Annotated in this window: 12 protein-coding genes and 1 pseudogene; 10 read left to right on the top strand and 3 right to left on the bottom strand. The window is 60.2% G+C overall.

Going from position 1 to position 11240, the window contains the following annotated elements; translation table 11 throughout:
* A partial coding sequence (locus ACIQ36_RS13790) for an indolepyruvate ferredoxin oxidoreductase family protein (protein ID WP_395830225.1) occupies positions 1–2178 on the top strand: 2178 nt, incomplete at its 5' end.
* 58 nt (positions 2179–2236) lie between these two features.
* Here the strand turns inward: ACIQ36_RS13790 and ACIQ36_RS13785 are convergent.
* Positions 2237–2605 (bottom strand): hypothetical protein, encoded by a 369-nt coding sequence (locus tag ACIQ36_RS13785; RefSeq protein WP_395830223.1) that lies wholly within the window; start codon positions 2603–2605, stop codon positions 2237–2239.
* Between the two features lie 260 nt (positions 2606–2865).
* Between ACIQ36_RS13785 and ACIQ36_RS13780 the strand changes: the two genes are divergently transcribed.
* The 9 genes from ACIQ36_RS13780 to ACIQ36_RS13740 all read left to right on the top strand — a co-directional run bounded on the left by ACIQ36_RS13780 (position 2866) and on the right by ACIQ36_RS13740 (position 10147).
* Entirely contained in the window at positions 2866–4122 is a 1257-nt protein-coding gene (locus ACIQ36_RS13780) for an ABC transporter substrate-binding protein (protein WP_395830221.1), read from the top strand.
* Positions 4123–4130: 8 nt separating this feature from the next.
* Positions 4131–5000, top strand: a complete 870-nt coding sequence (locus tag ACIQ36_RS13775; protein WP_395830219.1) for a branched-chain amino acid ABC transporter permease — start codon at positions 4131–4133, stop codon at positions 4998–5000.
* Complete coding sequence (locus ACIQ36_RS13770; RefSeq protein WP_395830217.1) at positions 5000–6025, top strand: branched-chain amino acid ABC transporter permease; 1026 nt, start codon at positions 5000–5002, stop codon at positions 6023–6025. The genes ACIQ36_RS13775 and ACIQ36_RS13770 overlap by 1 nt, the downstream gene beginning before the upstream one ends.
* Positions 6022–6762, top strand: a complete 741-nt coding sequence (locus ACIQ36_RS13765; RefSeq protein ID WP_395830215.1) for an ABC transporter ATP-binding protein — start codon at positions 6022–6024, stop codon at positions 6760–6762. Before ACIQ36_RS13770 ends, ACIQ36_RS13765 begins: the two co-directional genes overlap by 4 nt.
* Positions 6759–7478 carry an ABC transporter ATP-binding protein gene (locus tag ACIQ36_RS13760; protein ID WP_395830213.1) on the top strand — a complete coding sequence of 240 codons (720 nt, stop codon included), beginning with the start codon at positions 6759–6761 and terminating at the stop codon, positions 7476–7478. Before ACIQ36_RS13765 ends, ACIQ36_RS13760 begins: the two co-directional genes overlap by 4 nt.
* Before the next feature lie 115 nt (positions 7479–7593).
* Entirely contained in the window at positions 7594–7989 is a 396-nt protein-coding gene (locus ACIQ36_RS13755; protein WP_395830211.1) for a group III truncated hemoglobin, read from the top strand.
* Complete coding sequence (locus ACIQ36_RS13750) at positions 7986–8672, top strand: alternative oxidase (protein WP_395830209.1); 687 nt, start codon at positions 7986–7988, stop codon at positions 8670–8672. The genes ACIQ36_RS13755 and ACIQ36_RS13750 overlap by 4 nt, the downstream gene beginning before the upstream one ends.
* A gap of 264 nt (positions 8673–8936) precedes the next feature.
* Complete coding sequence (locus ACIQ36_RS13745; protein ID WP_395830207.1) at positions 8937–9698, top strand: substrate-binding periplasmic protein; 762 nt, start codon at positions 8937–8939, stop codon at positions 9696–9698.
* Positions 9699–9862: 164 nt separating this feature from the next.
* Positions 9863–10147, top strand: coding sequence for a HigA family addiction module antitoxin (locus ACIQ36_RS13740; RefSeq protein ID WP_395830205.1), 285 nt, complete (start codon positions 9863–9865; stop codon positions 10145–10147).
* A gap of 35 nt (positions 10148–10182) precedes the next feature.
* Here ACIQ36_RS13740 and ACIQ36_RS13735 read toward each other — a convergent pair whose 3' ends face one another.
* Positions 10183–10560, bottom strand: coding sequence for a hypothetical protein (locus ACIQ36_RS13735; protein ID WP_395830203.1), 378 nt, complete (start codon positions 10558–10560; stop codon positions 10183–10185).
* A gap of 240 nt (positions 10561–10800) precedes the next feature.
* Positions 10801–11240: pseudogene (locus tag ACIQ36_RS13730) on the bottom strand (ketol-acid reductoisomerase); the annotation flags it as partial.

Here is an 11240-nt window from a genome sequence, read left to right as displayed (position 1 = left end):
CCGCATAATAGCTCGACGAAAGTGCCCGACGGCAGCCGCGCCGTCGGCGGCATCGGTTGCCACTATATGGTCACCTGGATGGACCGGAAGACCGATACCTTCACCCAGATGGGCGGCGAAGGCGTGCCGTGGGTTGGGCAAGCGCCTTTCACCAAAACCCCGCATATTTTTGCCAATTTGGGCGACGGCACCTACCAGCATTCGGGGGCGCTCGCCATTCGCGCCGCCGTCGCCGCTAAGGTGAACATCACCTATAAGCTGTTGTTCAACGATGCCGTCGCCATGACCGGCGGTCAGCCCCACGATGTGCCGCTGACCGTGCCGCAACTGACGCGGCAACTCACGGCGGAAGGCGTGCGCAAAGTCGTCGTCGTCACCGATGAGCCCGATAAATACCCGTCCGACGCCGGTTTCGCGCCGGGGGTTCCCGTGCATCACCGCGACGAATTGGATCAGGTTCAACGCGATATTCGGGAGATCGAAGGCGTGACGGCCATCGTTTACGATCAAACCTGCGCCACCGAAAAGCGCCGCCGCCGCAAGCGCGGCACGATGGAAGACCCGGCAAAGCGTACGATCATCAATGATCTGGTCTGCGAAGGCTGCGGCGACTGCGGCGAGCAATCCAACTGCGTCTCGATCCTGCCGCTCGAAACCGAGTTTGGCCGCAAGCGCACCATCGATCAATCGACCTGCAATAAGGATTTCTCCTGCGTCAAAGGCTTCTGCCCCAGCTTCGTGACGGTGAAGGGTGGCCAGTTGCGCAAGCCTAAGGCGGCGAAGGAAGAAGCTTGGGCGGAACTCCCCACCCCCACCGTCGCCCCGCTCGCCCCCGTCTATTCGATCTTGGTGACGGGCGTTGGCGGTACGGGGGTCGTCACCATCGGCGCGCTGCTCGGCATGGCGGCGCATTTGGATGGCAAGGGCGTGGCCGTGCTCGATATGACCGGCCTCGCGCAGAAGGGCGGCGCGGTTTATTCGCATATTCGGGTTGCCGAAAAACCCAATGATATTCACGCCGTGCGCATTCCCGCAGGCGAAGCCGATCTGGTGATCGGGGCGGATGCGCTCACCACGGGTACCTTCGACAGTCTCGCCAAAGTGCGCGCGGGGGAAACCCGCGTGGTGCTGAACAGCCATGAAAGCATGACCTCGGACTTCACCCGCAAGCCCGACCTGCGTTTCCCCACCGGCTCCTTGATGCAGGCTGTGGAAGAGGCGGCGGGCACGGGCGAAAACCTGCAAGTGCTCGATGCGACCCGCATCGCCACCGCCTTGATGGGCGATTCGATTGCCACCAACGCCTTCATGCTCGGCTATGCCGCGCAAAAGGGCTGGCTGCCGGTGAGCCTCGCCGCGCTGGAACGGGCGATTGAGCTGAATGGCGTCGCCATCGGCTTCAATAAGAAGGCGCTGCTGTGGGGCCGCCGGGCCGCTATCGATCTTGCTGCCGTGGAAGCTGCCGCTAAACCGGCAATGCAAGTCTCAGGCTCGCAAAAACTCTCGGAAAGCTTGGCCGAGATGGTCGCCCGCCGGGTGGAGTTCCTCACCCAATATCAGGACGCCGCCTATGCCGACCGCTATAAATCGCTGGTCGCGCGCACCGAAAGCGTCGAGCAGCATTTAGTGCCCTATTCCGATAAGTTAACCCGTGCCGTCGCCCGCTACGCCTTCAAACTGATGGCAATTAAGGACGAGTATGAAGTGGCGCGGCTTTATACGGACGGTACGTTCCTAAAGCAGGTCGCGGCCCAGTTCGAAGGCGACTATAGCCTCGAATTCAACCTCGCCCCGCCGATGGTGGCGGAGAAAGACCCAACCAGCGGGCACCTGAAGAAAAAAGCCTATGGGGCGTGGATGCTGACCGCCTTCCGCGTGCTGGCGAAACTCAAAGGGCTGCGCGGCACCGCGCTCGACCCCTTCGCGCGCACCGACGAGCGCAAGATGGAGCGCCGCTTGCGCGATGAGTATATCGCCCGAGTGGAAGCTATTCTGCGCTCGCTCACCCCGGCGAAACTCGATACCGCCGTTGCCCTGCTCAGCGTGCCCGAACAGATTCGCGGTTTCGGCCACGTTAAGGAACGGCATGTGGCGCAAGCGGAAGCGCTAACGGCTAAACTTCTGTCGGACTATCATAACCCGGCCCCGGTTACGCCGGTCGCCGAAGCCGCAGAATAAGAAAAAGCGGAAGAGGCGGCACCGCCTCTTCCGCTTCTCCCTATCGGCAAAGCCCGGCTTAGCTTTGAAGCGTGAAGCTGCCCGAGCCGGAAACATTGCTAAAATTGTTGAAAGAAACGCCCTGGGTGACTGTGCCAAGAGCTTGGCCGGTCGTTGGGTTGGTGAAGATCACCGTGACCTGCGAATCTTCCCCCGGCACGTTTTTGAACGTCAGCGTGAAAGTCGCCGCCCCAAGCTGCGCCGCCGGAAGGTAAAAATTACCTTCGAACATGCTGCTGCTGAAATCGGGGTCCGAGCCCCCCGAGAGTGTGCCGCTGAAGCCGACCTGACTGCCGGAGGCATCGTCGAAGGAGAATTGGGCGGTTAAGGTGGTACCCCCGCGCAGCGCGACGGTTCCGTTGACGTCGATCGTGACAGTTTCGGACATAGGGAACTCCTGAGGAGATGGACGGTATAATGCGGCGCGCAAAGGTGTGCTTAGTGGTTTTTGCACAACTTTTTTACTTATCGTATCCCGATATGTCAACTGCGAAGGCCTTCTAAGCAATGCGGCTTTCTGGCGGATTAAGCCTGGAGGCGATGGGCCCATTTCAGCAGAGATACCCGCACAGCGTCGCACCCCCTTGGCAAGCCGAGGCCAATCCGCCAGGATCGTGCGGGTTTTGGGTTTAAAAAATGGGGGAACGGATGTCGTCAACACAGCAGGGAGTGACCGGGCTTACCCGGCGTCAGGTTTTGGTCGGCACCGCTGGCCTTGTTGGCGCGGCAAGCGTGATCGGCGCGCCCGCCATCGCCCAAAGCACGGGCGGGCCGCTGAAGATCGGCGTCTTGCTCCCGCGCTCCGGCATTCTGGCGCAAGCGGGGCAATCCTGCGCGCGGGCCGAAGCCATTGGCACGACGGTGCTAAAGAATCTCGGCTATTCGGTCGAGATCATCCCCGGCGATACGGAATCGAATACCGATACCGCCCGCGCCCGTGCGGAAAAGCTCATCAACGATGGGGCCCATGTGCTGATCGGCGCCTTCGACAGCGGCCAGACGGGTGCTGCCGCGCAGGTCTGCGAGCAGCGCGGCATTCCGCTCATCGCCAATATTGCAGCCGCCCCGCAACTCACCGAGCAAGGCTATAAGACCTTCTTCCGCAACTTCCCGACCTCGCTCGATCTGGTGAAAAACGCCTTCCCGCTGATGAAGGATATTTTCACCACCACGGGCAAGACCCCGTCGAAAGCGCTGTTCTTGCACGCGAACGACACGTTCGGCATGGCCAATAAGGGCGCGTTCGACAAGCTGTTCCCCGATGCGGGTATGCCGTTCTCGATGCTCGATGCGATTGCGTACGACCCGAAAGCGCAGGATCTATCGGTCGAAGTTGCCAAGGCGAAAGCCAGCGGCGCGGAACTGCTGATCGTCACCACCCGCGCCGCCGACGCGATTCTGATCGTGCGCGAAATGGTCAAGCAGCGCTTCGAGCCGATGGGAATCATCAGCCCCGGCTCGCCCGGCCTCTACGACGAGCAGTTCTATAAGGTGCTCGGCAAATATTCCGATTACGCCACGACGATTCTGCCCTGGTATAATCCGCGCTACGAGCTGAGCCGTCAGGTGCAGGCCGAATTTGTGAAGCTGTTCCCCAAGGATAAGTTCGAGGGCCACGCTTTTAACATCGGCTGCACGCTTGATGCCCTGCTGGTCGCCGCCGACGCCCATAAGCGCGCGGGCACCACCGCCGCCCCGGCCCTGCTAGAGGCGCTGCGCACCACCAAGCTCGAAACCCATATGATGATCGGCCCGGCGATTACCTTCGACGCCAAGGGCCAGAACATTAAATTCTCCAGCGCTGTGGTGCAGAATCTCGACCAACGTCCAACCGTGGTTCTGCCCAACGTCTCGGCGGAAAAAGCGCCGGTCTTCCCGGTGCCGGGTTGGCAGAGCCGAGGATAATTTTACCCGTGTCCCTTTCGCTTTATGCCGGAACGCTCAGTTCCGGCATCCTCACCGGGCTGGTCTATGGCCTTGCGGCTATGGGCCTCTCGGTGATTTTCGGGGTTGTTCGGCTCGTCAATTTCGCCCACGGCGAAATGATGGTGCTTGGCATGTTCGCCGCCGTCCTGCTCGCCACCGCCTGGGGGATCGATCCGCTGTTGAGCGCGCTTCCCGTGGCGGCCGTGCTGTTCGCGGCAGGCTATGTTTTGCAGCGCGGCTTGCTGAACCGTTTCATCGACCGGCCCGATCACCAGCAGTTCATTCTGCTGCTCGGCATCGCCATGATTCTGGTCAATAGCCTGATGATGGTATTCGGGCCGGACGCGCGCAGCACCAACGTGGCTTATGGCTTCGATGCGTTTTTCATTGGCGACATTACGCTGGATAAAACCCGCGTTTATGCCGCCACCGGCGCGCTGATCGTGGCGGCGGCGCTTTATGCCTTCTTCCGCTTCAGCCGCACCGGCATTGCGATTCGCGCCTGTGCCGATAATCAGTTGGGCGCGGCGGTGGTCGGGCTTAACGTGAAGGGGCTTTATGCGATCACCTTCGGCATCGGCTCGGCTGTGGTTGGAATCGCCGGGTGCCTGATGAGCCTTGTCATCGACGTCCGCCCGCAACTGGCCCCCGAATATACGCTGCTGAGCTTCATCATCGTCATCGTCGGCGGGCTGGGCAGCATGGGCGGGGCCTTGCTCGGCGGCGTGTTGATCGGGGTGTCCGAAGCCCTCGCGGGCATTCTTATCGATCCGTCGAGCAAGCAGATGGTTTCTTATGCGCTGCTGATTCTGGTGCTGCTGGTGCGCCCGCAGGGGCTTTTGGGGAAGCGCGCCTAATGCGAACCAATGATCTTTTCGACGGCGTGACGCCACGCGGTAAAATGCTGTTCACCGCCGGGCTCGCCGCCCTGCTACTGGCCCCTGAAGTCGCCGACAGCTACCTGATTTCGATTCTCACGCTGATCTTCTGGTTCGCCTATGTCGGGCAAGCGTGGAACGTGATGATGGGCTTTGCCGGGCAGCTTTCGCTCGGTCACGCTCTTTACGTCGGCCTTGGCGGCTATGGGGCGGCGGCGCTCTATCTGCATTTGGGCTTAGGGCCGTGGGTGGGAATGCTGGTGGTGGTGCCCGTCTGTGCCCTCGTCGGCATGGCGATTGGCTGGCTCGGCTTCCGCTTCGGTGTGCGCGGCGTACATTTCGCCTTGCTGACGATTGCCTGTGCCGAGGTTACCCGCGTTGCCTTCGATCATATTACGGCCCTGGGCGGCTCCGGCGGCTTGTTCCTGCCGGTGGTCGGCGGGCGCGGCGATGATCTGCTGATGCTGCGCGGCTCGCCGCAGCTCTATTATTACGTGATGCTGGTACTGGCCCTCTTGGCCCTCGCCCTTTGCCGGATCGTGACCCGCACGCGCCTTGGGTATTTCTGGCTGGCCCTGCGCGAGAACCCGGACGCAGCCGCCGCCTTAGGCATTCCGCTGCTGCGGGTGAAGCTGCTGGCGGTCGGGCTCTCGGCGGGCATGACCGGCGTCGGCGGCGTGTTTTACGCCTTCTATTACAATAACCTCTTCCCCGATCAGGTGTTTGCGATGGGCCGCTCCATCGAAATCCTGTTGGGGCCGATTGTCGGTGGAATCGGCACCGTCTTCGGGCCGATCCTGGGCGCGATGATCCTCACCCCCATCGGCGAGGGCGCGAACCTGCTGCTCGAAGCCCTCGGCATTACCCTGCCCGGCACCAAGCAGGTGATTTATGGGGTGATGTTGGTGCTCATCATCTGCTTCCGCCCCGCCGGAATTTGGCCGTGGATCGCCGTGAAAGCCGGGCTGGTCATCCCTCCTGGTGAAAAGGGAGACGTGGAATGAGCCTCTCCCTCACCGTGACCGGCCTCACCAAGCATTTTCGGGGCTTGCGCGCGCTGGAAGACGTCAGCTTCACCGTGCCGGCGGGTAAGATCGTCGCGCTCATCGGCCCGAATGGCGCGGGCAAGACGACCTGTTTCAATTTGATCGCCGGGGTGTTTCCGCCTGATGCGGGCCGGGTGCATCTGGCCGAGCGCGACGTGACCGGCCTGCGCCCGGACCAGATGTGCGCGGCGGGAATTGGCCGCACCTTTCAGATCGTAAAACCTTTCGCCGGGCTCTCGGTGCTGGAAAATGTTCTGGTCGGCGCGCTGCACCGGGAAAAACAGGTTCCGGCCGCCCGCGACAAGGCCGCAGGGGTGCTGGCGCTGCTGGGGCTCGACGCGCAAGCCCATCGCCTGGCAGGCTCCCTCACCCTGCCCGACCGCAAACGCCTGGAAGTCGCCAAAGCCCTCGCCACGCAGCCGCAGATTTTGCTGCTGGACGAGGTGATGGCAGGCTTGCGCCCGACCGAGACCGACGCGATGGTCGCCACCCTCACCGACCTCAACCGGCGGACCGGTATTACCATTTTGCTGATCGAACACGTCATGCGCGCCGTCATGGCGCTGGCCGAACAGGTGATCGTGCTGGAGCAAGGCCGTAAATTGGCGGAAGGCACACCGGAACAGGTGACGCAAGACCCGCGCGTCATCGAAACCTACCTTGGTTCCGACCTGCCCGAAGGAGCCCCAGCATGAGCGACGCCGGCAGCCTGATCGTCGATAGCCTGTCGGTCGCCTATGGCGACGCGCTCGCGCTGGATGGCGTGAGCCTTGCTGTGCGCGCGGGCGAGGTGACGACGATTATCGGCACGAATGGCGCGGGCAAAACCACGCTCATCCGCAGTATCGCCGGGCTCCTTCCCCTCCGGAGCGGTCATATCTTCTATGACAATCACGAGATCTCTGGGCGGCCCAGTCACCGCATTTGCGACCTCGGCTTGGGCCAAGTCGCTGAAGGCCGCCAGGTCTTCCCCAGCCTTTCGGTGCGCGAGAACCTGTTGATGGGGGCCGTCATCCCGCGCGCGCGAGGCCGTGCCGACGAAACTTACGAGGCGATGCTGGACCTCTTCCCCCGCCTGCGCGAAAGGCTTCATCAAGCCGCCGGAACCCTCTCGGGGGGCGAGCAGCAGATGCTGGCTATCGCGCGCTGCCTGATGGGGCAGCCCCGCTTGATTATGTTCGATGAGCCCTCGCTCGGGCTAGCACCCGCCATGGCGAGCGAGGTTTTTCGCATCATCCGCCGCCTGAAAGACCAAGGGATGACGATTATCCTGGTGGAGCAAAACGTCGCCGCCTCCCTCGCGCTGGCCGATCAAGCTTATGTGCTGGAAACCGGGCGAATCACCCTCAGCGGAACAGGGCAGACGCTGCTGCGCGATCCGCGCGTGCGGGAAGCCTATTTGGGGATCTAGTCTTCTGGTCGGCGGCTGAACTGCGACAGTTCGCCCCGCTCATAAAGCTGCATTTATTTTGACACTTTAAGCCAAATCCGCTATCTGTACCTCGCATCCAGATTTTGGTGATACCATGCTTCCCGACCCCGACCTGACCGAAGCCCAACTGGCCGACCTCGTCGACCGCTTTTATGCCAATGTCCGTAAAGATCCGCTGATTGGCGGCCTGTTCGAGACGGTTATCGGCGATTGGCCCCAGCATTTGGGCAAACTTACCGCCTTTTGGTCCTCGGTCATGTTGGGAACGGGGCGCTATCACGGCCGCCCGATGGTGGCGCACGCGCGCCTGGCCGACCGAATCACGCCCGAGATGTTCGCGCGCTGGCTCGCTATTTGGGGCGAAACCACGCAAACGCTGTTTCCGCCCCCTGTCGCCACCCGGCTTCAGGATAAAGCCGCGCGCATTGCCGAAAGCCTGCAACTCGGGCTTCGTTTTCACGCCGACCTATCGGGAAAGGCAGCATCATGACCGATCTTCCCCTGGATCTCGCCGCCCACCATAAGGCGCGGGGAGTCTCCGACCGTTTCGCCCTCGGCGTCACGAAAATCCTGCGCTGGGGCGCGGATACGTTTTTCGCCAAACGCTACGGGCATCGCGCCATTGTGCTCGAAACCGTCGCCGCCGTGCCCGGCATGGTCGGGGCAACCTTGCAGCATCTCAAGTGCCTGCGCCGCATGCAGGATGATCGGGGGTGGATTCGCACCTTGATGGACGAAGCCGAAAACGAGCGCATGCACCTGATGACGTTCGTTGCCATCGCCAAGCCGACGCTGTTCGAACGCACGATGATTCTGGCCGCCCAGTGGGTTTTCTACTTAGGCTTTTTCGTGCTCTACCTGCTGAGTTCGCGCACCGCGCACCGGCTGGTCGGCTATTTCGAGGAAGAGGCCGTGATTAGCTACACGCACTACCTGAAAGAAATCGACGAAGGCCGCACCCCAAACGTCCCCGCCCCCGCCATCGCCCTAAAATATTGGGGCCTGCCGGAGGGTTCGACCCTGCGCGACCTGGTGCTGACGGTCCGCGCCGACGAGGCCCATCACCGCGACGTGAACCACGGCATGGCGGGCGACCTCGGCGGAGTGCCGTTCGATCCGGCAAACCTGCCCGCCGCGCCGTATCATGAGCCGCTGTCGGGGGTTGTGCGGTAGGGAGAGGCGCTGACGCGCACGCGGGGCTCCCTCTTTATGACAAGAGCCCTCAGGCTCGCTTGACTATTGATGTATCAGTGCCCCTGTCGAGCGGGCCCTCCCGCGTGAAATCTGGCCCATAGTGCATCCTTCCATTCTTGCAGAGATGCTGCACCCTCAAAACTTGGAACTAAACACTTAGGCCGACAATTAGCAAAAAAATAACAACTTCACCTAATGTTTAATTTGTATGCTGTGGAAGAGATGTGTCCTAAGGAGAGTAGAATGAAATCGATACTTCAACGCCTTGCTTCATTTAAGTTTGTGTCTTTGGTTCTTATCAGCAGCCCGGCCCTAAGTCAGGGAATTGTGACAGGAAATGATTATGCACCATATGCCGACGAAAAACTTTTAAACGGAGGCTTTGCTACCGACATTGTTATAAACGTATTAAAAACAATGAAGGACGATTCAAAAATTCGCTTTTTACCCTGGAAAAGAGGATTTGATCAGACCATCGATAATACGTATTTGGGAACATTTCCATACGTCAAGCTTGCAGAGCGTGAGCTTATTGCAAAATACTCAGAACCGCTGTATTATTCCGCAAGCAAAATTTGGTATATAAAAGAAAATCCTGTTAATTATAGTGATTATAATAGCCTAGCCGGGAAAACATTCTGCAATCCTCAAGGGTATTTTATAACCTCTCAAATGCGCACACTGATCGATAACAAGAAAGTTAAACTACAAGACCCAACAACCATGGAAGCTTGTTTGAAATTTTTAACTCTTGGTCGGGCTGATTTTGTGATTGGACCCAAACCTCTTATTCAGGAAGAGGGCCTAAAAGCAGGAGTATGGGACAAATTATCTGGTTCAGAGAAAAACTATCAAGAAGATGCCTATTACCTGATTGTAGGGAAAACCAACCCTCTCGCGGATGAGTTCTTGAACAAATTCAACAAAGCGTTGAATGAATTCAGATCGTCCGCGAAGTTCGCCGAGTTACTGAAGCAGCACAACCTTGACGGGGCCGTGCGCTAAAATAAGTCGCGGCACGGTACGGTGGGCGCTCTCAGTGGTGTGCCGTATCTGAGCCGCTGTCGGGGCTGGTGCGGTTCCACACAGGCGCTGGCGTGCGGGGGAGGAGGGGGAGGGGAACTTCCCCCACTCCCCGCGCCCAACGGGCGCGACCCTTGGGGAGCCCGGTGGTGGATACTGCGCGGGCGCGGCATCCTTCCGATTGCGAGGATGCCGACCGCGCAAGACTTTCGACTAAAAACGCTCGCCCATCCCGGCGGCTTCGTGACGAACGAACTATTGACACCCTCGGGCTAACGGTAACGCGCGCCGCCAGCGTCCTCGGCGTCACCCGCCCCGCCCTCTCCGCCCTGGTCAACGAGCGCGCGGCGCCTTCCTCCGAAATGGCGTTTCGGCTGGAAAAGGCTTTTGGCGTCTCGATGGATACGCTGATGCGGATGCAGAATAGCTAGGACATCGCCCAGGCGCGGAGATTCGGGGGTAAGGTTCAAGTCGCGCGGTTTGGCGCAGTGCGGAAAACCACTACGGCGAATAATGCGGTCGCGAGAAGCGACAGGATGCTGCCGATCGAAGCGAAGGGAACGCCGATCCGAGGGGCACCACCATAAATCAGCAGCAACCCGATCACCATGATGACCACGCCGATATTACCCGCCAGGAAATGCAGACGCGGCAGCATACCCGCGGCAGCGCCCGGCACCATGCGATAATAAAGTCCAGCCAAGAACATGCCGACCCAGCCGATCAGATTGAGATGTGCATGCGCCGTAACCTGACTGTGGTCGCCGCTGATAGCCATAACCAATCCAAGCAGCATGGCGAGGATCGCGTAGATGACTCCTGCCCGACAAAACCAATTTACCATATCTACCCCTATCACCAGTTCTTTCCCCAACCACAGGCCTGACGCCAATGATTGTCAGTATACCCTACGGACGGTAATGCAAGAAACGTCGGGCTTCCACATCCTTCTCGCCCCTCCTGCCGGGTACGCATGGGTCCGTATGAACAACCCTAGGACGAAGATCGGTGAGGGTTAGCTAACAAAAAAACCCCGGCACTCACGCACCGGGGGTTCTTCACATCAGCCTTAGGGCCGAAACGCTTAGTTCTTCGTCTTATCGACCAGACGGTTCGCCTTCAGCCACGGCATCATCGCGCGGAGCTTTTCGCCGACTTCTTCGATCGGGTGGGCGGCGTTGTTGCGGCGTTGGGCTTTGAAGCTCGGCGCACCAGCGGCGTTTTCCAGCATCCAGTCGCGGGCGAAACGGCCCGACTGGATGTCATCCAGAATGCGCTTCATTTCCGCCTTGGTTTCCGACGTCACGACGCGTGGGCCGCGCGTGTAATCGCCATATTCCGCCGTGTTGGAAATCGAGTAGCGCATGTTCGCCATGCCGCCTTCGTAGATCAGATCTACGATCAGCTTCACTTCGTGCAGGCACTCGAAATAGGCCATTTCCGGCGCGTAACCGGCTTCCACCAGGGTTTCGAAACCGGCTTGGATCAGGGCGGTCAGGCCGCCACAGAGCACGGCTTGCTCAC

Source organism: Elstera sp. (assembly GCF_044372965.1).
In the GTDB taxonomy this organism is placed as follows: Bacteria; Pseudomonadota; Alphaproteobacteria; order Elsterales; family Elsteraceae; genus Elstera.
Note: the sequence above shows the minus strand (reverse complement) of the source record. Positions and strands in the feature narration are given on the sequence as shown.

Bases quoted from the DNA above. Each gene is read 5' to 3' on its own strand.
- ACIQ36_RS13765 (WP_395830215.1), top strand. From the start codon at position 6,022: ATGAGCCTCTCCCTCACCGTGACCGGCCTCACCAAGCATTTTCGGGGC.
- ACIQ36_RS13760 (WP_395830213.1), top strand. From the start codon at position 6,759: ATGAGCGACGCCGGCAGCCTGATCGTCGATAGCCTGTCGGTCGCCTAT.
- ACIQ36_RS13750 (WP_395830209.1), top strand. From the start codon at position 7,986: ATGACCGATCTTCCCCTGGATCTCGCCGCCCACCATAAGGCGCGGGGA.
- ACIQ36_RS13735 (WP_395830203.1), bottom strand. From the start codon at position 10,560: ATGGTAAATTGGTTTTGTCGGGCAGGAGTCATCTACGCGATCCTCGCC.
- ACIQ36_RS13770 (WP_395830217.1), top strand. From the start codon at position 5,000: ATGCGAACCAATGATCTTTTCGACGGCGTGACGCCACGCGGTAAAATG.
- ACIQ36_RS13745 (WP_395830207.1), top strand. From the start codon at position 8,937: ATGAAATCGATACTTCAACGCCTTGCTTCATTTAAGTTTGTGTCTTTG.
- ACIQ36_RS13780 (WP_395830221.1), top strand. From the start codon at position 2,866: ATGTCGTCAACACAGCAGGGAGTGACCGGGCTTACCCGGCGTCAGGTT.
- ACIQ36_RS13785 (WP_395830223.1), bottom strand. From the start codon at position 2,605: ATGTCCGAAACTGTCACGATCGACGTCAACGGAACCGTCGCGCTGCGC.
- ACIQ36_RS13755 (WP_395830211.1), top strand. From the start codon at position 7,594: ATGCTTCCCGACCCCGACCTGACCGAAGCCCAACTGGCCGACCTCGTC.